Source organism: Kribbella sp. NPDC050470, assembly GCF_044458365.1.
In the GTDB taxonomy this organism is placed as follows: domain Bacteria; phylum Actinomycetota; class Actinomycetes; order Propionibacteriales; family Kribbellaceae; genus Kribbella.
On sequence record NZ_JBITHV010000012.1, the window covers coordinates 43,050 to 61,654 of the forward strand.

22 protein-coding genes and 1 pseudogene are annotated in these 18,605 nt (G+C 69.3%); 13 read left to right on the forward strand and 10 right to left on the reverse strand.

Annotation, left to right across the window (positions count from 1 at the left end; genetic code table 11):
• Window positions 1-69 precede the first annotated feature (69 nt).
• On the forward strand, window positions 70-531 hold the full coding sequence (locus ACIBGM_RS33775; protein ID WP_396387836.1) for a DUF4267 domain-containing protein: 462 nt from the start codon (window positions 70-72) through the stop codon (window positions 529-531).
• Here ACIBGM_RS33775 and ACIBGM_RS33780 read toward each other — a convergent pair.
• Window positions 448-1,227, reverse strand: a complete 780-nt coding sequence (locus ACIBGM_RS33780; protein ID WP_396387837.1) for a GNAT family N-acetyltransferase — start codon at window positions 1,225-1,227, stop codon at window positions 448-450. The genes ACIBGM_RS33775 and ACIBGM_RS33780 overlap by 84 nt on opposite strands.
• A gap of 55 nt (window positions 1,228-1,282) precedes the next feature.
• Here ACIBGM_RS33780 and ACIBGM_RS33785 point away from each other — a divergent pair, with 55 nt between their 5' ends.
• Both ACIBGM_RS33785 and ACIBGM_RS33790 read left to right on the forward strand, forming a co-directional pair.
• The gene (locus tag ACIBGM_RS33785) at window positions 1,283-3,367 is read left to right on the forward strand and encodes an AAA family ATPase (protein WP_396387838.1); all 2,085 of its coding nucleotides are present in this window, start codon (window positions 1,283-1,285) and stop codon (window positions 3,365-3,367) included.
• 61 nt (window positions 3,368-3,428) lie between these two features.
• Window positions 3,429-4,817, forward strand: coding sequence for an FAD-dependent oxidoreductase (locus ACIBGM_RS33790; RefSeq protein WP_396387839.1), 1,389 nt, complete (start codon window positions 3,429-3,431; stop codon window positions 4,815-4,817).
• Here ACIBGM_RS33790 and ACIBGM_RS33795 read toward each other — a convergent pair.
• Entirely contained in the window at window positions 4,735-5,139 is a 405-nt protein-coding gene (locus ACIBGM_RS33795; RefSeq protein WP_360523156.1) for an NUDIX domain-containing protein, read from the reverse strand. The genes ACIBGM_RS33790 and ACIBGM_RS33795 overlap by 83 nt on opposite strands.
• 105 nt (window positions 5,140-5,244) lie before the next feature.
• On the opposite strand from ACIBGM_RS33795, the gene ACIBGM_RS33800 reads away from it, so the two are divergent.
• The 7 genes from ACIBGM_RS33800 to ACIBGM_RS33830 all read left to right on the forward strand — a co-directional run bounded on the left by ACIBGM_RS33800 (window position 5,245) and on the right by ACIBGM_RS33830 (window position 11,361).
• The gene (locus ACIBGM_RS33800; protein ID WP_360523153.1) at window positions 5,245-6,129 is read left to right on the forward strand and encodes a PHP domain-containing protein; all 885 of its coding nucleotides are present in this window, start codon (window positions 5,245-5,247) and stop codon (window positions 6,127-6,129) included.
• Entirely contained in the window at window positions 6,126-6,743 is a 618-nt protein-coding gene (locus tag ACIBGM_RS33805; RefSeq protein ID WP_360523150.1) for a MarC family protein, read from the forward strand. The genes ACIBGM_RS33800 and ACIBGM_RS33805 overlap by 4 nt, the downstream gene beginning before the upstream one ends.
• 1 nt (window position 6,744) lies before the next feature.
• Entirely contained in the window at window positions 6,745-7,638 is an 894-nt protein-coding gene (locus tag ACIBGM_RS33810; protein ID WP_396387840.1) for a RecB family exonuclease, read from the forward strand.
• 91 nt (window positions 7,639-7,729) lie between these two features.
• Window positions 7,730-8,569, forward strand: a complete 840-nt coding sequence (locus ACIBGM_RS33815; protein ID WP_396387841.1) for an alpha/beta fold hydrolase — start codon at window positions 7,730-7,732, stop codon at window positions 8,567-8,569.
• A gap of 225 nt (window positions 8,570-8,794) precedes the next feature.
• The gene (locus ACIBGM_RS33820) at window positions 8,795-9,592 is read left to right on the forward strand and encodes an ABC-2 family transporter protein (RefSeq protein ID WP_360523141.1); all 798 of its coding nucleotides are present in this window, start codon (window positions 8,795-8,797) and stop codon (window positions 9,590-9,592) included.
• The gene (locus ACIBGM_RS33825; RefSeq protein WP_360523138.1) at window positions 9,585-10,400 is read left to right on the forward strand and encodes an ABC transporter permease; all 816 of its coding nucleotides are present in this window, start codon (window positions 9,585-9,587) and stop codon (window positions 10,398-10,400) included. The genes ACIBGM_RS33820 and ACIBGM_RS33825 overlap by 8 nt, the downstream gene beginning before the upstream one ends.
• Before the next feature lie 4 nt (window positions 10,401-10,404).
• Entirely contained in the window at window positions 10,405-11,361 is a 957-nt protein-coding gene (locus ACIBGM_RS33830) for an ATP-binding cassette domain-containing protein (protein WP_396387842.1), read from the forward strand.
• A gap of 264 nt (window positions 11,362-11,625) precedes the next feature.
• On the opposite strand, the gene ACIBGM_RS33835 is transcribed toward ACIBGM_RS33830, so the two are convergent.
• From ACIBGM_RS33835 to ACIBGM_RS33855, 5 genes are read right to left on the reverse strand one after another with little or no spacing between them, the layout of a single operon-like run.
• The gene (locus ACIBGM_RS33835) at window positions 11,626-11,811 is read right to left on the reverse strand and encodes a hypothetical protein (RefSeq protein WP_360523132.1); all 186 of its coding nucleotides are present in this window, start codon (window positions 11,809-11,811) and stop codon (window positions 11,626-11,628) included.
• 30 nt (window positions 11,812-11,841) lie between these two features.
• Complete coding sequence (locus tag ACIBGM_RS33840; protein WP_396387843.1) at window positions 11,842-12,153, reverse strand: hypothetical protein; 312 nt, start codon at window positions 12,151-12,153, stop codon at window positions 11,842-11,844.
• 4 nt (window positions 12,154-12,157) lie between these two features.
• Window positions 12,158-12,472 (reverse strand): hypothetical protein, encoded by a 315-nt coding sequence (locus ACIBGM_RS33845; RefSeq protein WP_360523126.1) that lies wholly within the window; start codon window positions 12,470-12,472, stop codon window positions 12,158-12,160.
• A 1-nt stretch (window position 12,473) separates the two neighbouring features.
• A complete protein-coding gene (locus ACIBGM_RS33850; RefSeq protein ID WP_360523123.1) occupies window positions 12,474-12,785 on the reverse strand; it encodes a hypothetical protein in 312 nt (103 codons plus the stop codon).
• The gene (locus ACIBGM_RS33855) at window positions 12,782-13,597 is read right to left on the reverse strand and encodes a hypothetical protein (RefSeq protein ID WP_360523120.1); all 816 of its coding nucleotides are present in this window, start codon (window positions 13,595-13,597) and stop codon (window positions 12,782-12,784) included. The genes ACIBGM_RS33850 and ACIBGM_RS33855 overlap by 4 nt, the downstream gene beginning before the upstream one ends.
• A gap of 197 nt (window positions 13,598-13,794) precedes the next feature.
• On the opposite strand from ACIBGM_RS33855, the gene ACIBGM_RS33860 reads away from it, so the two are divergent.
• Entirely contained in the window at window positions 13,795-14,301 is a 507-nt protein-coding gene (locus ACIBGM_RS33860; protein ID WP_360523117.1) for an RNA polymerase sigma factor, read from the forward strand.
• On the forward strand, window positions 14,298-15,362 hold the full coding sequence (locus ACIBGM_RS33865) for a hypothetical protein (protein WP_396387844.1): 1,065 nt from the start codon (window positions 14,298-14,300) through the stop codon (window positions 15,360-15,362). Before ACIBGM_RS33860 ends, ACIBGM_RS33865 begins: the two co-directional genes overlap by 4 nt.
• 32 nt (window positions 15,363-15,394) lie before the next feature.
• Here the strand turns inward: ACIBGM_RS33865 and ACIBGM_RS33870 are convergent, their stop codons facing one another.
• The 3 genes and pseudogenes from ACIBGM_RS33870 to ACIBGM_RS33880 all read right to left on the reverse strand — a co-directional run.
• Entirely contained in the window at window positions 15,395-16,267 is an 873-nt protein-coding gene (locus ACIBGM_RS33870; RefSeq protein WP_360523111.1) for an alpha/beta hydrolase, read from the reverse strand.
• 19 nt (window positions 16,268-16,286) lie between these two features.
• Window positions 16,287-17,048 carry an MFS transporter gene (locus ACIBGM_RS33875; RefSeq protein WP_396387845.1) on the reverse strand — a complete coding sequence of 254 codons (762 nt, stop codon included), beginning with the start codon at window positions 17,046-17,048 and terminating at the stop codon, window positions 16,287-16,289.
• A gap of 184 nt (window positions 17,049-17,232) precedes the next feature.
• Window positions 17,233-17,769 (reverse strand): annotated as a pseudogene (locus tag ACIBGM_RS33880) (MFS transporter); the annotation flags it as partial.
• A gap of 85 nt (window positions 17,770-17,854) precedes the next feature.
• Between ACIBGM_RS33880 and ACIBGM_RS33885 the strand changes: the two are divergent.
• Window positions 17,855-18,604 carry an AAA family ATPase gene (locus tag ACIBGM_RS33885; RefSeq protein ID WP_360523105.1) on the forward strand — a complete coding sequence of 250 codons (750 nt, stop codon included), beginning with the start codon at window positions 17,855-17,857 and terminating at the stop codon, window positions 18,602-18,604.
• The last annotated feature ends 1 nt before the right edge of the window (window position 18,605 follow it).

The window sequence follows — 18,605 nt, forward strand, 5'->3', positions numbered from 1 at the left end:
TAGACAATCTAGCGATGGCAGTGCTAGCGTCGCTAGAAAAGTTAGCAACGCTAGATTCAGGAGTTCACCATGCGCCGTTTCACCACTGTTCTCACCATCCTGCTCGGCCTGTTCCCGATCTCGTTCGGCGTGCGGTTCCTGCTGCTCGATCCGCAGGGCGCCGCCGCGGGATTCGGCACCGAGTCCTGGCCCACCGGCGCGGCGGCCGGCTACCTGGCCGTCAAGGGGATCCGTGACATCGCCTTCGGGCTGATCATCCTGGCCCTGCTCGCTCTTGGTGAGCGGCGCGCGACCGGAGTGGTGCTGGCCGTCGCGGCGATCATTCCGTTCGTCGACATGGTCGTCGTACTGACCCATGGCGGCACCGTCGCGACCGCCCTCGGCGTCCATGCCCTGACCGGCGTCGTCGTACTCGTCAACGCCTACCTGCTACTGCGCGAGCGTCCCTCAGTTCGCCGCCCACTCGTAGAGGTCGATCGTGCAGTGCTCCTGGAACCCGAGCGCGGCGTAGACGGACCGTCCGGCCGGTGACGAGCCGAGTACGGCGTACTCGACGTCATGCGCCTGCCGTAGCGCGGTGTACGTGATGGCGGCCCCGATTCCGCGTCGGCGGGCTTCGGGGACGGTCATCACGAAGTACACCCCGGCGGCGTCGGCCGCGTGAAAGACGGTGGTCGTCGCGACCGGTTCGCCGTCCAGCCGGCCGAGGTAGTGCCGCCACGGGAATCCGAGGCCGAGGCGGCGGTAGATGTCGGCGACCCAGCGGGCTTCGCGCTCACCCTCGCCGAAGCCGCGACCGAGTGTGTCCGCCCAGATCTTCAGCTGGTCCTCGGTGTCCACCAACGTGATCTCGAGCCCGGGAACCGTGGCCGGCTGGCGCAGCTCGGTCAGCTTCACCGCCATGCCCGGTTCGCTACCGCCGTACGTGAAACCGGCGTCGAGCAACCGCGAGCCGAGATCCGTCGGCCGCATCGACGGTCCCACGTGCCAGCACCCCGGCAGGGCCCGATCCCTCAACTCCTGCAGGGATTCCGCGATCACCCGATCAGCCTCGGCGTCCGGCAGGTCAGCCGCGACGACCGCATTGTGGTAGTCGATCGGCGACCCGCCGATCGTCCACCGGACCGCGCCGTCATCGCGCTGCACCCCACCACCGGCAGCCCCCATCGCCATCAGCAACTCGGCTGCGTTCTCCTCGATCGCCCGTACCACGGAGCTGTCATCCATCCGGCCAGTGTCATTCACCACCCGGGCGCGGCGCGATCGGATTCCAGCTGTCACCATGAGTTCCATGGGCCCGGCGGACACGCTCGGCGGGTTGTTGGCAGCATGGCGGCACGACCTCTTCGTGGGTCGCGCGGCTGAGCTCGACCTGTTCCGAGCCGCCTTGGGAGCCGAGGAGCCGGCCTTCCGGATGCTGTTCCTGGTCGGGCCCGGGGGAGTCGGAAAGACGACGTTGCTCGACGCGTACGCCGCAATCGTCGACGAGGCGGTCACCTGCGTCGTCCGCATCGACGGCCGGGATGTCGTCGGCACTCCCGCCGGGGTGACCGAGGCACTCGCGGGCACCGTCGACATCGCGCCGGGCGACGCTGCGATTCGGCTGCCGTACGGCGAGCGGCTGGTCCTGCTCGTCGACGGCTGGGAGCGGCTCAGCGCGGTCGAGAGCTGGCTGCGGGAGCGGCTGTTGCCCCGGCTGCCGGCGTCGACGATCGTGGTCGTCGCGAGCCGCGAGCCGCCAGGACCGGAGTGGCGGGCCGATCCGGCGTGGTCCGAGTTGCTGCGCATCGTCTCGCTGCGGAATCTCGAGCAGGCCGACGTCCGCCGGTATCTGGATCGGCGTGGCGTCCGCGCCGACCGGCATGCCGACGTACTCAGCCTCACCTACGGCCATCCGCTGGCGCTGTCACTGCTCGCTGACCGGCTCCGGCGGGACCCGGACGCGGACCTGACCACGTTGCCGATGGACGTGGTGGCCGGGTTGCTCCGATGGCTCGTCGCCGACGTGCCGTCGGTTGCCCACCAGCGAGCCCTCGAGGTGTCCGCTGTCGCGCGTACGACGAGCGAAGGCCTGCTGCGCGCAGTGGTCGCCGACACGGGTGACCCGCACCTGGTGTTCCAATGGCTGGCCGGGCTCTCCGTCACGGAGCTCCGAACCGGCGGCCTGGTGCCGCACGATCTCGTCCGCGACGTGCTCGACGCCGACCTGCGCCGGCGTGATCCGGACGGCTACCGCGAGGTGTTCCGCGCGGTGCGTGCCGATACGTTGGCGCGGATCCGCGGCAGCGAGGGCCGGGCACAGCAGCACGCGATCGCGGACCTGAAGTTCCTGTTCCGCAACCTGCGCAGCGTCCTCGCACCGGTGGAGTGGCAGACCTGGGGCAACGAGTACCCCGACCGGGCCCGGCCGGCCGATCATCAGGCGATCGAAGACCTCGTCCGCACCGGGGAGGGCGACGACTCGGCCGCGCTGGTCAGGCGGTGGCTGGACCGCCAGCCGGACGGGTTCCACGTGATCCGGGGGATGGACGGGACCGTTCGCGGCGTCCTCGCGCTGCTCGACCTCACCGTCGTGACGCCGGCGGATCGCGACGCCGATCCGGGTACTGCGGCCGCCTGGCGCTTTGCCCAGAGTACGGCGCCGGTGCGAGCCGGTGAGTCCGTCGGACACTGCCGGTTCATCGTCGATTCCGAGGTGTACCAAGGCCCGTCTGCCACGCTGAACGCCGTACCGGTCCTCACCCTGCAGCGGCAGTTGGCCACTCCACACCTGGCCTGGGACTTCGTCACCCTGGCCGAGCCGGACCGGTGGAACGACTACTTCGCCGCCGCGGACATGCCGCGGGCAGTGGGTGCGGACTTCGTCGTGGGTGGCCGTCGCTACGGGCTGTTCGGCCACGACTTCCGGCGGGTCCCGGTCGAGCTGATGACCGAACGCTGGACCGAGCGTGCCCTGGCGGACGACGCCCTGCTGCAGCCGGCCGCGGTCCCGGAGCCTGAGTTGCTTGTGCTCGCCCGCGGTGACTTCGCCGATGCCGTCAAGCAGGCGTTGCGAGACCTGCACCGCCCCGACCTGCTGAGGCGCAATCCGTTGCTGCGCACGCGTTGTGTCGCCGGCCACGAGGATGCCGACGGACTGGGGAAGCTGCTGCACACCGCCGTCGCCACCTTGGCCGACGATCCTCGCGACGACCAGCTGTACCGCGCGCTGCAGACGACGTACGTCCGGGCGTCTCGCACCCAGGAAGCAGCGGCCGCGGCGCTCGGCCTCCCGTTCAGCACCTACCGTCGGCACCTGCGGCAAGGGCACGACCGCGTCGTCGCCTGGTTGTGGCGACGAGAGCTCGGCCTGAGTGAGCACAGGTGAACAGTCTTTGACCTGGTAGCCGGACCGGGATCGTCGGCACCTTCGCTACAGGAGGTTTGCCATGACATCGACCGATCGGGACCGCGCCGTCGTCCTCGGCGGCAGCATCGCCGGCATGCTCGCGGCGAGGGTCCTCTCCGAGACGTACGCCGAGGTCGTCGTGGTCGACCGTGACGAACTCGGCCCCGAGCTGGCGCCTCGCCGCGGCACGCCGCAGTCGCGGCACCTGCACGGCTTGCTCTCGCGCGGCCACACAGTGCTGGAGGATCTCTTTCCGGGGCTGACCGCCGAGCTTAGCGCGGATGGAGCACGGGTCGGCGACATGCTCGCGGACACCCGCCTGTGCTTCGGCGGGCACCGTTTCCGGCAGGGGGTCTCGGGCCTCCCCGCGATCTGCGCGAGCCGCCCGGCCCTGGAGACGACGGTACGGCGCCGCGTCCTGGCGCTGCCGTCCGTCAGGGTGCTCGGGCGGCACGACGTCGCCGGTGTGATCGCCGAGGGCCGGCGGATCGTGGGCGCCCGGGTGGTCGGCCGCGCCGATGGCAGCGCGCCGGTCGAACTGCCCGGCGACCTCGTCGTCGACGCGACCGGTCGCGGATCGCGGCTTCCGGTGTGGCTCGAGGCGCTCGGCTTTCCGGCGCCGAGGCAGGACCGGCTCGCGGTCGGCGTCGGCTACGCCAGCCGGCGCTACCGGCTCCGTCCTGGTGCCCTGGGCAACGACCTGGTGGTGATCTCCGCTCCCTGCCCGGCGCGGCCGCGAGGTGGTGGCCTGTCGCTGATCGAGGACGGGAACTGTCTCGTCACGCTGATGGGCGTCCTCGGCGATCATCCCCCGACCGACCCGGACGGCTTCCTGCGGTTCGCCGCCGACCTCGCGCTACCGGACCTGTCCCGGATCCTGGCGACAGCCGACCCCTTGGACGATCCGGTCGCCTACCGGTACCCGGCGTCGCGGTGGTGCCGATATGACCGGCTGGACCGCTTTCCGGCCGGCCTGGCCGTACTCGGCGACGCGGTCTGCACGCTCAACCCCGTCTACGGACAGGGAATGACGGTCGCGGCGCTCGAGGCCGAGGCGCTTCGCCGGCACCCGGCCGACGGCCGCCCACTTCTCGGCCACCTTCGCGAGACCGGCCGGATCGCCGGCGCCGCCTGGGCCCTGGCGAGAGGAGCCGACCTGTCGTTCCCCGAGATCCCCGGCCGGCGGACGGCCCCTGACCGCCTCTTCGGCCGGTACGTCGGGATGCTGCAGGCCGGCGCCGCCCGCGACGTGCACCTCGGACGAGCGTTCCTCCGGGTGACCAGCCTGGTCGATCCGCCGACGGCCTTGCTCCGTCCCGCGGTCGTGGCCCGGGCGTTGGCGGCAGCTAGCCCGGTAGCGCGTTCCACTGCTCGAGCGTCGAGGCCAGGAGCGTCGTGGTCGGCAGGGTCAGGAACTCCGCGCGGGTGACGAACCTCGCATCGGAGGCGTCGTCACCCGGCGTGAGGCTGCCACCGACAGCCGTCGCCTCGTAGTCGCGGATCACGTAGAGCGTGCCCTTCGGGCCGTCGCGCTCGACCTCGCCGACCAGCTCGCCGACCTCGACGGTGAGACCGGTTTCCTCCGCGACCTCCCGCGCCACTGCGGCCGGGTCGTCCTCTCCCGGCTCGACCCGCCCGCCCGGGACCGACCAGAGCCCACGGCCGGGCTCGTTCGCTCTCCGGACCACGAGCAGCCGGTGCTGGTCGTCGTACACGAGGGCCCCGACGCAGTCGACGCGGTGCGCATCCATGCCAACCCACGATAGGGGCACCCTGGGGACAACGGGCGGGTGCTGGGGAAGACGCGGATAGCATCAGCCGTGACAGTTGTCCATGGAAGGGATCCGGCACCGCTCGTGCGTATCGACCTGCACACCCATTCGAACCGCTCGGACGGCACCGACCCGGTGGACGTCCTGATGGCGCACGCCAAGCGGGCCGGCCTGGACGTGATCGCGCTCACGGATCACGACACCGCCGACGGGTGGGCCGACGGCCGTCGCGCCGCGGAGCAACTCGGCCTCGGGTTCGTCCCCGGGCTCGAGATCTCCTGCAAGCTCGACTACATCAGCGTGCACCTGCTCGGGTACCTGCCGGATCCGTCGTACCCGGCGCTGGCCGAGGAGCTGCGGATCGTCCGCGACGGCCGCACCGACCGGATCCCGTCCATCGTCGCCCGGCTGAACGGCCTCGGCGTCACCCTGACCGTGGACGAGGTCCTCGCCCAGGCGACCGGTACGCCGTCGGTCGGCCGGCCGCACGTGGCCGACGCGCTGGTCGCGAACGGGACGGTCGCCAACCGCAGCGAAGCGTTCGACCGGTTCCTGGCCGACGGCAAACCGGGACACGTGTCGCACTACGCGATCGAGCCCGGGCGCGCGATCGACCTGGTCCGCGAGGCCGGCGGAGTCCCGATCATCGCCCACCCCTGGGGCCGGTCCAGCTACAAGGTGATGACCGCGGACACCATCGCCCGCCTGGTCGACGACCACGGGCTGGCCGGGATCGAGGTCGATCACCAGGACCACTCCGAGGAGTCCCGGACGGCGTTGCGCGGTATCGCGCGGGACCTCGACATCATCTACACCGGCTCCAGCGACCACCACGGCGTCGGGAAGATCGACCACGACCTGGGCGTGAACTCCACCGAGCCGGAGCAGTTCGAGCGGCTCCTCGAGGTCGCCAAGGCCAATGCAGCCGCCGCTACCGAGGCTCGGGTGCCCGAGGCCTACCTGCCGTGAACAATGTCATCAACCTGGCGTTGCTCAGCGAGGTGGTGGTCACGCTGTTCGTGATCATGGACCCGCCGGGCACGGTGCCGGTGTTCATCTCGCTGACCGCCGGCCAGTCCCGCGCGGTCCGGAAGAAGGCCGCCTGGCAGGCGGTGCTGGTCGCGTTCGGCGTGATCGTCGTGTTCGCCGCCTTCGGCCAGCAGATCCTGCACCACCTCGGCATCACGCTGCCCGCCCTGCAGTGCGCGGGCGGTCTGCTGCTCCTGCTGATCGCGCTGCAACTGCTGACCGACACGGCGGAGGATCCGGTCCAGACCAAGAACGTGAACATCGCGTTCGTCCCGCTCGGCACGCCGTTGCTCGCCGGGCCGGGCGCAATCGTGGCCACGATGGTGTTCGTGCAGCGCGCGGACGGCGCGTTGCCGGACGTGGTCGCGATCTCGGTCGGCATCGTCCTGATCCACCTGGTGATGTGGCTGACGCTGCGGTTCTCCGGCGTGATCATGCGGATCCTGGGCGAGAACGGTGTGCTCCTGGTCACCCGGATCGCCGGTCTGCTGCTGAGCGCGATCGCCGTACAACTGGTCGCGGACGCGGTCACCGACTTCATCAAGGCGGGCTGACATGAGCGACGACATGCTGCCCGGGATGCCGACGCGGTTGTTCGTCGCGACGCCGACGAAGCTGCTCACCTTCGCCGACTGCAAGCGGAAGTATCGCTACACCTACCTGGAGACGCCGCGTCCGTCGAAGGGCCCGCCGTGGGCGCACAACACGGTCGGCGCGGTCGTCCACGAGGTGCTTGCCGACTTCTTCGGTCGTTGGCCGGCCTCCCGCCGTACTCCGGACGAAGTGGTCGCCAAGATGCGGTCGAGCTGGCGCAGCGAGGGCTTCCGGGACGAGGTGCAGTCGCTCGACTGGCGGGAGCGGTCGACGTCGATGGTGCTGGCGTACCTGCGGGATTCCGATCCGTACTACGAGCCGCGGGGAGTGGAGCGTACGGTCGCCTTCACGACCGAGCGCGCGTCGCTGCGCGGCCGGGTGGACCGGATCGACGAGCGGCCGGCGCGCGATGGAAGCGGTGGGACCGAGCTGGCGATCGTCGACTACAAGACCGGGCGTCGGCCGTTGACGACCGATGACGCGCGGTCGTCGCTGGCGTTGGCGGTGTACGTGCTGGGCGCGCGGCGGCTGCTGCACAAGCCGTGCACGCGGGTCGAGCTGCATCACTTGCCGACGAACACGGTTGCTGGTGCTGATCACGACGATGCTTCGCTGGCTCGGCATCAGCGGCGGGCGGAGTCTATTGCCGATGACGCCGCGGCGGCTGAGGCTCGATGGCAGGAGGGTCTGTCTCCGGCTCAGGTCGATGAGGCGTTTCCGCCGGAGCCTTCGCCGATGTGCGGGTGGTGCGACTTCGTCCGGATCTGCCCGGAGGGGCGGCGGGTCGCGCCGCCGCGTGAGTCGTGGGCCGGGCTGGACGACAGCGTGCCGGTCGCGATGGAGGACGCTAGCTGATCTTGGCCCGCTTTCGCGTTCGTGCCAGCGCTGTGTGCGTGGGGTGCCAGCGGGTCGGTGGAGGCTGAAGGCAACTGAGAGGGGTTGCCTGATGAGCGCGAAGACTGTGAACAAGCTGCCGGTGCCGGGTGCGACGCTGCACTACGAGGTGACCGGATCCGGGCCGGTGCTGCTGCTGATCGCCGGCGGCGGTTCGGACGCGGGGATCTTCAGCGGAATCGTCGGCCAGCTTTCGGCCGATTACACGGTGGTGGCGTACGACCCGCGCGGCAACTCCAGGAGCCCCTACGTCGGTCAGCCCGCCGGCGAGGCCGTGGTGCAGGCGGCCGAGGACGCGCTGGCCGTGATCGACGCGGTCGCCGGCGACTCACCGGCGTACGTGTTCGGGAGCAGTTCAGGCGCGATCACCGGGCTCGAGCTGATCACCCGCCACCCCGACCGGGTGCGGATGCTGGTCGCGCACGAGCCGCCGTGCGTGCAGGTGCTACCGGACGCGGCCGACGCCGCCGCGTTCTTCCAGGACGTGTACGACACCTACCGGCGAGACGGGCTCGACGCGGCGGAGGTGCTGTTCGCGATCGGCACCGGGATGGATCAGGACGAGCTGCCACCGCCAGAGGACCTGCTGCCGGAGTACCAGGAGCTGTTCCGGCGAATGCGCGCCAACGCGGCCGGCTTCTACGAGCACAAACTCCTCCCGTTCACCCGCTACCAGCCCGACCTCGACGCCCTCAAGCAGGTCACGCACAAAATCGTCCCCGCCGCCGGCCACGACTCCGCCGAGTACCTCCCCGGCCGTCCCATCCAGGTCATCGCCGACCACCTCGGCTGGCCCGTAGTGACCTTCCCCGGCCCGCACACCGGCTACGCCACCCACCCAGCCCCCTTCGCCACCCTCCTTTCCCGAGTCCTGGAAGCCGAACTCACCTGAACCCCGGCCGGGCGAGGTCAGAGGGGGCCTCGCCTGGCCGGTCGGCTAATCCAGTTGACTCCCGGCGACGAAGCGGCGTAGCGTCACGATCCTTTCCTTGACAGCGGTGTGGGCTGCCATGCCATCACAGTGGTGTCCGAACCCCCGGGTCTTTCCAGATTCGGGGCAGTTCTGCGTGCCGCTGGAGCGATCGGACGCCACCTCGAGTACTGAGAGGAGGTTGCCGTGGGCGTCTACTGGGCGATCGGCGTACGGTCGTTCCGCCGGTTCTCGACGTACCGGATCGCCACCGCGTCCGGCGCGTTCACGAACACCGTGTTCGGGTTCATCCTGTGCGGCGTGTACCTGACGCTCTGGCACGAGCGCCCGGGCCTCGGCGGGTACGACGTGTCGGACGCGCTGACATTCGTGTGGTTGCAGCAGGGACTGCTGATGCCGATCGGGATCTTCGGTGCGACCACCACGGTCGAGCTCGGTGCGCGGGTGCGCAGCGGAGAGATCGCGGTCGACCTGTACCGGCCGACGCACCTGATGCTGTGGTGGCTGTCGGTGGATCTCGGGCGGGCCGTGTTCCAGCTGATCGTGCGCGGTGGTGCGCCGCTGCTCGTCGGCGCGCTGGTGTTCGACCTCAAGTTCCCTTCCGATGCGCTCACCTGGCTGGCGGTCGCGCTCGGCCTGGTCCTCGCCATCCTGGTGAGCTTCGGCATCCGGTACCTGGTCGCACTGTCCGGGTTCTGGATCACCGACTCGCGCGGCATGGAGGCGATGGCGCTGGTGCTGTCGCTGTTCTTCTCCGGCACGATCCTGCCGCTCGTGGTGTTCCCCGGGTGGATCGGCGAGTTCGCCCGGGCGACGCCGTGGGCCGCGACCCTGCAGGTGCCGATCGACATCTGGCTCGGCCGCAACCCCGGCGGGATCGGGTCCGCGCTGCTGTTCCAGTGCGGCTGGTTCCTGGTGCTGCTGCTGATAGGCCAGCTCGTCACGTTGTTCGCGACCCGGAAGGTGGTGATCCAGGGTGGTTGAGCGGCTCCGCCGGGCGCCGGCGCAGTACTGGATGCTCGTGCTGATGTGGATCCGGTCCGCGCTGGCCTACCCGGCGTCGTTCGTGCTGATGCTGTTGAGCACCATGCTGATCACGGTGACGGACTTCGCCGCGATCGTGCTGATGTTCAGCCACATCGACGCGTTCGGCGGGTTCACGCTCGGGGAGATGGCGTTGCTCTACGCAACGGCCTCGATGACGCTCGGGCTGGCCGATCTGGTCACCGGGTCGATCGAGCGGGTCGGCCAGCGGATCCGCTCCGGCTCGCTGGACGTGTACCTGATCCGCCCGGTGCCGGCGTTCATCCAGACCGCCGCGGACGAGTTCGCGCTCCGCCGGATCGGCCGGCCGTTGCAGGCGACCGTGGTCCTGGTCTTCGCCCTGACCAACCTCGACGTCGACCGGACCGTTGCCAAGGGCATCATGCTGCCGTTGTCGATGATCTTCGGATCGGTCATCTTCGCGGCGATCTTCGTGCTCGGTGCGGCCTTTCAGTTCCTCGCGATCGACTCTGCCGAGGTGGCGAGCGCGTTCACGTACGGCGGCCAGACGTTGACGCAGTACCCGTTGAGCGCGTTCGGCAAGGACATCGTGCGGGCCGTCACGTTCGTCGTACCGCTTGCCTTCGTCAACTACTACCCGGTGCTCTTCGTACTGGGCAAACCGGCCCCGTTGGGCCTGCCGTCCTGGATCGGCCTGCTGTCGCCGATGGTCGCCGTCGTGATGGTCGCGCTGGCGTCGTTGGCCTGGCGGGGCGGTCTCCGTCGCTACCGCAGCACAGGGAGTTGAGCCCGTGTCAGTCATCGAGCTGTCGCATGTGTCCCGCGCGTTCACCGTGACGTCGCGCGCCGGGTTGCGCCGTACTCGCCGAGTGGTGAACGCAGTGGACGACCTGTCGTTCACGGTCGAGCCGGGGGAGGTGGTCGGCTACATCGGGCCGAACGGCGCGGGCAAGTCGACCACGATCAAGATGCTCACCGGCATCCTGGTCCCGAGCGGCGGCACGATCCGGGTCGCGGGCGTGGACCCGTCGCGCCACCGGCTCAAGCTGGCCACGCGGATCGGCGTCGTCTTCGGCCAGCGCACGACCCTGTGGTGGGACCTTCCGCTGAAGGACTCGTTCGCCGTACTGCAGAAGATGTACGGCGTCCCGCTCGCCAGGCACCGGGAGAACCTGGCAACCTTCGTCGAACTGCTCGATCTCCAGGACCTGCTCGACGTACCGGTCCGCCAACTGTCGCTCGGCCAGCGGATGCGTGGTGACATCGCGGCGGCGCTGCTGCACGACCCGGAGATCGTCTACCTGGACGAGCCGACGATCGGGCTGGACGTGATCAGCAAGGCCCGGTTGCGCGAGTTCTTGGCCCAGGTCAACGCGGAACGCCGTACGACCGTCATCCTCACCACCCACGACCTCGACGACATCGAGGCGCTGTGCTCCCGCGTCATGGTCATCGATCACGGCCACCAGATCTTCGACGGCACCCTGCCCCACCTCAAAGCCAGCCAGTCAGCCCCCCGCACCCTGGTCGTGGACCTCGCCACCTCCCTCCCACCCATCACCGTCCCCGGCGCCACCGTCGTCAAGGTCGTCGGCCCCCGCCAGCACCTGACCTTCCCCACCACCACCAAAGCCGCCCCCCTCCTGGCCGAAATCGCCGCCAACTACCCCCTCGTAGACCTCACCATCGCCGAACCCACCATCGAGTCCGTCATAACCCGGCTCTACACCCAACCCGTCAGGGGTTAACCGGCTCTTGTGACGGATGTGTGGGCGCGGGTTGAACGGGCGCACACCGTTGGGTTGTCGGGTTTGTGAGCGTCGAGGGCGGACCGCCGGGCCATCACAATCGGCTGGCGCCGGCGGTGCCAGGCAGGGTGCCGGGTTGGAGGTGGTGATTGTGATGGCCTGGCGGTCCGCTGCCTCGGGGATCCGTTCGCGGGGTGGCATGGGTGCGGTGCACTCGACCGCCATGCGTGGCGAACTAGGGCACCAAGCTGACCCACACATCAGTCAGAAGAGCCGGTTAACCCCAGCAGCAATGGACAACACGTCCGCAGCCTCGAGCGCCTTGGAATCGGCCCGCCACTGAGCAAGGGCATCCGGGTGATCGGTCTCGTTGAGCATGCCAACCCCGTCGTCAATCAGCCGCCGAGCCTCCGCCGGCCCAATCTCCGTATACGAGAACCAACGCTCCATGTAGCTCGTCTTCTTCCACCAAGTAGCGCCTCATCGGAGGTCCGCGACGACGGTGGCGAACACCTGCTCGGGGACGAATGCCTTGGGGTCGGCCCGCCATTCGGTCAGGTGGTCTGCCATCACGTCAGGGTCGAGCGGGTCGAGGCCGGCCTCGATCAGCGCCTTGGCTCTGGACACGGTGATCTGCTCGTACTGAAGCTCCTGCTCAACGAAGAAGTCGCCCCGCAGGCCCTCGTTGCGGTGGAAGTTCCCCGTCTCCGGCACAAAGCCATAGACATCCTCACCGACCACGGCCACCACCCACAGGAGGCGCTCCCCATCCCTCACGACGTACAGACTCATATGTCTAGGCGAGGTCCGCTGCCATGGAGGCGAAGACGACCTCGGCGTGCATGCCGTCCGGGTCGTCGCGCCACCGCTGGAGTGAGTCGGCAAGCTCCTGCTCGTCAACTGTGCCTATCCCGGAACGGATCAGACGCTCGGCCTCGGCGATGCCGATTTCGGCGTACTCCAGCTCGTTCAGAAAGTAGAAGTCGTGCCGGGCACCCTCGTTCCGGTGGAACTTGCCCGTGTTGACGACGTACGTCCACACGTCCTCATCCACCAACGCAGCCACCCACAGCTCCCGCGCCCCATCCTTCACGAGATACAAGCGCGTCATGTCAGCGGTGGTAGCCAGCGGCTATGGAGAGTACGTCGGTGGGGTCGAGGGGTTTGGGGTCCGACTGCCAGATCGCGAGGTCTTCCGCCTCCTCGACCTCGTCCAAGCGACCGATGCCGTCATCGATCAGCCGCCTGGCCTCAGCCGGCCCGATCTCCTCGTAGCTGAAGTGCCGTTCCATGTAGTAGTCGTTGCGCAAGGCATTGTTGTCATGGAACTTTCCCGTGTTCGCCACGTACCCATACATCGTCTCGTGCGCCAGCGCCGCGACCCACCGCGGATCGTCCTCTTCCTTCACCAGATAGAGCTTCATCGCATCATCCCGTCGTTCTTCGTGATCACTGGCAGGTGCTCCGTCGCTGGTGATGAGTCGGCCGACAATTGCTCGGGGGCATTCGGCCGCTGTCGGGAGTCACTGTAGTTGCAGACCGCCACCGACCGGCCGCCGAGCACGGTCAGGCTCTCGATGCCCCTTGGAGGTGACAGCGTCGCCGACAGATCAACGCATTTCTGCCGCGCGGCGGCGCGCTCCTCCTTCGGGAACTCGCCGCTGCGCTCGATCTCGTACCAAGGAGTCGTCAACTCCTTGACGTTCACAGAATCGGCGGAGTGAAACTGCACCTCGACCCGCTCGATCCCGTCGGCGGCGAGGTAGGCATGAAGCCCCTTGTAGCGGGATCCATCGGTGTAGGACTGCACGGCGTACTTCACCCGCCACCCCTGGTCCGTCAGGCTGTCAATCGCACGGCGTGCGGCCTCGACCAGTTCGTCGGGCGAGGCGGTGAGCGCCGTGTAGCGCAGCACGTCGTCCAGTGGCACCCGCCGCCGCTTCGTCGCGGTGTTCTGGATCTTCCGGGCGAGCGATTCCGGTGACTTGACGCGGCGGGCGAGGTGGTACGGCGATGCAGATGGCGGCAGCGAGGCGAGGAACTGGGCAGTTATCCGGGGCTCGAGGCCGACTGTGTGCTCCAGCAGCCGAAGGCTCCTTCTCGTGGCCTTCGCGCCGTGAAGCCGGGCGATGTCTGCCGCGGACACGACGTTGTCGCCCCAGTCGACAGGGCCGTTGCGGCGGAAGGCTTCGTGGAGGGCGGACGGCTCGGGTGGGCGGTCCGGAGCGGGTGGCATGTGGTCTCCCCAGGTCGATTGGTGCTTTGACCGTAGTGAGTGGGGGAGGGGGTTGTGGGGTGGAAAACGGGATCTGTGGATAAGTCGGGGTGGTTACGGATGGGGTGGGGGTGTGACTTGGGATGGGTGGGGTCGTTGGAAATCGGGTAGGGACCCAACCGGAAGTGGGATTCGGGGGTAGACGAGGTATGCCGACGATGACGGAAGAGCCGGCTGTGGTGGTGGGGCCGCCTTCGGACGGGGCCGGGTTTGCGGAGTGGGTGCGGCCGCACCTGCCAGCGATGGCTCGGTTGGCGGCTCGGCTTGCCGTGGGCGCGGACCGGGACGACATCGTGCAGGAGGCGCTCGCGCGCGCCTGGGCGAAGCGGAGTCAGTACGACGCCAGCCGTGGGACTGCCTCGGCCTGGCTGCTCGCGATCACCGCGGACCAGGCCCGGAAGGCGGCCCGGCGGTTGCGCCCGGCCGCGGAGCTGGACGAGCACGACGGGCCGATGTCGCGACCGGATCTGGACGCCCGGATGGACGTGGACCACGCGCTCACGAGCCTGTCGGCACGGCAGCGCCTCGCGGTGGACTGTTACTACTTCGCCGACCTGTCGATCGCCGACACGGCCGCGGTGATGGGCTGCTCCGAAGGCACCGTCAAGTCCACCTTGTCCGATGCGCGGGCCCGCCTGCGCACCCTGCTGGAGGTCAGCGAATGAACCCGACCGACGAGGTCGACGACCTGCTCACGCGGGCCGGCGCGCGATGGCGCGCGGACCAGCCGTCAGCTCCCGAACCAGACCTGGACCGGATCATGGGCGGTCGCCGCCGCCCTCGCGCCTGGGTCCCGGCCCTGGCGGCCGCCAGCGTCGCCGCGATCGCCGCGGCCGCGCTCACCGTCCTGCCGGGTGGCGAGCAGGAGCCCACGGCCGGACCGCCATCAGTTGCTGAGGGCAACGCGACACCGCAGCTCGCGGAAGCGCCGGCGGATCCGGCGAATGATCAGTTGCTCGTCCGCCCTGGCGACAAGGTCCAGGCCGGCGGCGAGATCATCGCCGCACCCGGCCAGGACCCCGTCTTCTGCCCGTCCCGGCCGACGAACCTGGTGGGATATCCGCCCGGTCAGGAACCAGCCCCGGTCTGTCCGGCGGAGCTCGCTGTGACCCTGAAGAATGTCGACCTCGACCGGCTCGGCAACGTCAGGACGACCAAGGGAGTACGAACGGGCACCGCGACGCTGACCGGGACCTGGGCCGATCGGTCCATCGAGGTCCAGGAGCAGAAGGCCTTCGTCCCACCGCAGGCCACGCCGTTGCCGACACTGCCGTGCCCGCCGCCGACGGGCGGTTGGGTGGCCAAGCCGAGCAACCTGAACTCACCCGCGGTCCTGGCGTTCCTCGACGCGCACAGCGACCAGATCGCCGACCCGGTCGTCCAGCACCCGAGGGGTCATGGCCGGGGCAAGCCGGTCGTTGTCCAGATCGGCGTTGCCCACGGGGATCTCGCCGCTTTCCAGACCAGCTTCGAGAACGTGTACCACGGCAACCTCTGCGTCTCCCGCGCCCTGCTCAGCCGCGGTGACACCAACAGGATCTACCAGAAACTGACGACTCTGACTGGCCGCAAGGAACTCGGCATGCTCGTGACGACCGCTTCGACCCCGGGTGGTGGCCCGGCGGAGGTCGGGGTCGTGGTCTACACCGAGCAAGTCAAGGCCGCGCTCGCGCCGGTCGGGCTCGAGTTGCTGAAGATCAACCCGGCGGTGAAGCCGCTCCGTTGAGGCGGTGACGTCCCGGGTGGATGGCGTGTGAGCTACCCCTCGAAGCGGTCCCGGTCGTGGAAGAACCGCACCAGGAGCTTCGCGGTCGCGGCCGGTTGCTCGATGGCGGGGGAGTGCAGGGCGTCCGGGATGACCTCGGCCTCGACGCCCAGCCCCTCGGCCATTGCGCGCTGGACCGGAAGCGGCCAGCCGTCGTCGCCCTCGCCGTACAGGACCTGCGCGCGTACGCCGGACTTCGCTAGCTGATCGGTCTTGTCCTGCGCGTCCATCAGCCGCCGGGTGATCTCGGCCAGGCTGACCGGGACGTTGCCGGTGAACCGCTTCCGCAGGAAGGCCGCGATCTCCTCGGGCGGCGCGATGTATCCGGCGGCCAGGCTGTCGTGCTGGAGCTTCAGGTCGTACACCTGCTCGATGGGCAGGTTGTCCAGCCCGTACGCCAGCATCTGCAGGCCCTGCACCTTCGCCTCGTCAGTGAAGGCCGCCGGGCCGGAGCACAGCAGGCTGATCGTCGAGAACACCGACGGATCGGTCAGCACCGCCTCACGGGCGACCAGCCCGCCGAACGAGTGCCCGACCAGCTGGCTGTAGCCGCCGAGCGCCATGCTCATCGCGACCACGTCCGCGCCGAGCTCGGCCAGCGCGTACGCCGAGGGGTCAGCCGGGCCGGCCGTCTCGTACTGACCGCGCTGGTCGACCGCTACCGTGCGCCAGCCGTAGCGGCACAGGTGGTCCACCAGCGGCGTGAAGTCCTCCTTGCTGCCCGTCCACCCCGGCACGAGCAGCACCGTGCCCAGCGGCGTGCCGATGTCCGGCACCGCCATCAGGGTCGCAAAGGACCCCCGGTCGGTCTCGAGGGTCGCAGGGTGAACCCCGTCGGGCAACGTCAGCGAACGCGGCGTACTCACAAGTAAAGAGGGTATCCGCTCAGTCCGTCCGAACCAGTGTGGCCGTGGCCACGCCGAGCAGAATCACGATGGCCGCACTGACGACGACCGCCAGCTGTACGCCGTTGGTGTACGCGTCACGCGCGAGCGACAGCAACTGCTCGGCGGCCGGACCAGGCAGGCGATCCGCAGCCGCAATCGCACCACTCAGCGTGTCGCGCGCAGCGTCCGGCGCGTCCGCCGGGACTCCGGCCCGGTAGACGGCCGTGACCAGGCTGCCTGCGATGGCGATCCCGAGCGCCATGCCGAGCTCAGTGCCCGTCTCGCCCATCCCGGACGCAACACCGGCCCGCTCGGGCGGCGCACTGCTCACGATGACGTCGTACGTGAGGGCCAGCACCACCTGGATGCCCAGGCTGGCGACGGCCAGGCCGAGCACCACCGGCAAGCGGTCCGTCAGAGCCATCAAAGCCAGCCCTGGTACGGCGGCCGCGAAGCCGAGCGTCATCGCCGTACCGGCCCGCAGGTGACGCACGACCCACGGCGCACCGAGCGTGCCGGCGATCCCGGTCACCATCATCGGCAGCATCCACAGCCCGGCCTCGAGCGGCGACATGCCGAGCACGAGCTGGAAGTACTGAACCGTCAGGAACTGCATCGCCGCCAGCACGTACAACCCGAACGTCTGCGCCCCGAGCGACGCGCCGAACGCGGCCCGCCGGAACAGCCGCAGATCGATCAGCGGCTCGGTGAGCTCCAACTGCCGCCGCGCGAACACCCATCCCAGGAGTACGCCGGCCACGGCGATCCCCAGGTTGCTCAGGTGGAAACCCGTCCTTCGCGGTCTCCTTGATCGCGTACACGACCGGGAGGATCGCGCCCGTCAGCAGCGCGACGCTGGCCAGATCGATCCGCCCGGCGTGCACGTGGCGGAACTCCGGCAGCAGGATCGGCGCGGTCACGAGCAGCACGATCAGCGGCGGCACGCCGATCAGGAACACCGACCCCCACCAGAAGTGGTCGAGCAGGATGCCGCCGACGAGCGGACCGGCCATCCCGCCGATCATGAAGTTGGTCATCCAGATCGCGATCGCCAGCCGCCGCTGACCGGGGTCGCGGAACATGTTGCTGAGCAGGGACAACGTCGACGGCATCAGCGTCGCACCGGCCAGGCCGAGCAGCGCGCGGGCCGCGATCAGCAGCTCAGCGCTGGTCGCAAACGCGGCCAAGACCGACGCGGCCAGGAATCCGGCGGCGCCGAACATCAGCAGCCAGCGACGGCCGATCCGGTCGCCGACCGTCCCCATGGTTACGAGCAGGCCGGCCACCACGAACCCGTACACGTCGATGATCCAGAGCAGCTGGGAGGAGCTGGGCGCCAGGTCGGCGCTGAGCGCCGGGGCCGCGAGGTGCAGCACCGTGCCGTCCATGCCGATCAGGATGGTGGGCAGCGCCAGTACGGCGAGCCCCAGCCACTCCCGCCGCCCGGCCTTGACCTCTGTGGTCGCTGTCATCTGGTCCATGCCAACCGATGGTGGGAGTTAAAGCAGGGTTGAGGTCAACCCCCGGGGTGCGGTCCGGCGTTCCGGAGTGCGGCACAATGGCCGGGTGCCTCGCACCATGGTGGTAGCCAACCAGAAAGGCGGCGTGGCCAAGACGACCACCGTCGCGACGCTCGGCGCTGCCCTGGCCGAGCGTGGTCAACGGGTGCTTCTGGTCGACCTGGACCCGCAGGCCTGCCTGACGTTCTCGATAGGTATCGATCCCGAGGACCTGGACAAGTCGATCCACCACGTGCTGCTCGGCGGCGTGAAGGCGCGCGAGGTGCTGGTCGAGTTCGACGAAGGTCCGGATCTGCTGCCGGCCACGATCGAGCTCGCGACCGCCGAGGTGCAGCTGGCCCGCGAGAGCGGCCCGGAGCAGGTGCTGCGGACCGCGTTGCGCCCGCTGCGAGCGTCGTACGACTGGATCATCGTCGACTGCCCGCCGACGCTCGGCCTGCTGACGGTGAACGGGCTGTCGGCGGCGTCCGACGTACTGATCCCCTTGCAGTGCGAGACGTTGGCACATCGTGGCGTAGGGCAACTACTTGACACGATCCACGACGTACAGCGGCTGACCAACCCGAGCCTCAACGTTCTCGGCGTGCTGCCGACCCTGTACGACGGCCGGACGACGCACGCCCGCGCGGTGCTCGAGACGATCGCCGACACGTACTCGCTGGATGTGCTGGAGCCGGCGATCCCGAAGTCGATCCGGTTCGCGGAGGCGCCGGCGATCGGCGAGACGGTGCTGACCACGTCGCCGGCCTCGCCCGGTGCGAAGGCCTACCGGGCGCTGGCCGGCGCGTTGCTCTGAC

What these genes read in the sequence shown, in the direction of transcription:
- ACIBGM_RS33775 (WP_396387836.1), top strand. Translation starts at nt 70, where the DNA reads ATGCGCCGTTTCACCACTGTTCTCACCATCCTGCTCGGCCTGTTCCCG.
- ACIBGM_RS33780 (WP_396387837.1), bottom strand. Translation starts at nt 1,227, where the DNA reads ATGGATGACAGCTCCGTGGTACGGGCGATCGAGGAGAACGCAGCCGAG.
- ACIBGM_RS33785 (WP_396387838.1), top strand. Translation starts at nt 1,283, where the DNA reads ATGAGTTCCATGGGCCCGGCGGACACGCTCGGCGGGTTGTTGGCAGCA.
- ACIBGM_RS33790 (WP_396387839.1), top strand. Translation starts at nt 3,429, where the DNA reads ATGACATCGACCGATCGGGACCGCGCCGTCGTCCTCGGCGGCAGCATC.
- ACIBGM_RS33795 (WP_360523156.1), bottom strand. Translation starts at nt 5,139, where the DNA reads ATGGATGCGCACCGCGTCGACTGCGTCGGGGCCCTCGTGTACGACGAC.
- ACIBGM_RS33810 (WP_396387840.1), top strand. Translation starts at nt 6,745, where the DNA reads ATGAGCGACGACATGCTGCCCGGGATGCCGACGCGGTTGTTCGTCGCG.
- ACIBGM_RS33815 (WP_396387841.1), top strand. Translation starts at nt 7,730, where the DNA reads ATGAGCGCGAAGACTGTGAACAAGCTGCCGGTGCCGGGTGCGACGCTG.
- ACIBGM_RS33835 (WP_360523132.1), bottom strand. Translation starts at nt 11,811, where the DNA reads ATGGAGCGTTGGTTCTCGTATACGGAGATTGGGCCGGCGGAGGCTCGG.
- ACIBGM_RS33840 (WP_396387843.1), bottom strand. Translation starts at nt 12,153, where the DNA reads ATGAGTCTGTACGTCGTGAGGGATGGGGAGCGCCTCCTGTGGGTGGTG.
- ACIBGM_RS33845 (WP_360523126.1), bottom strand. Translation starts at nt 12,472, where the DNA reads ATGACGCGCTTGTATCTCGTGAAGGATGGGGCGCGGGAGCTGTGGGTG.
- ACIBGM_RS33850 (WP_360523123.1), bottom strand. Translation starts at nt 12,785, where the DNA reads ATGAAGCTCTATCTGGTGAAGGAAGAGGACGATCCGCGGTGGGTCGCG.
- ACIBGM_RS33855 (WP_360523120.1), bottom strand. Translation starts at nt 13,597, where the DNA reads ATGCCACCCGCTCCGGACCGCCCACCCGAGCCGTCCGCCCTCCACGAA.
- ACIBGM_RS33860 (WP_360523117.1), top strand. Translation starts at nt 13,795, where the DNA reads ATGACGGAAGAGCCGGCTGTGGTGGTGGGGCCGCCTTCGGACGGGGCC.
- ACIBGM_RS33865 (WP_396387844.1), top strand. Translation starts at nt 14,298, where the DNA reads ATGAACCCGACCGACGAGGTCGACGACCTGCTCACGCGGGCCGGCGCG.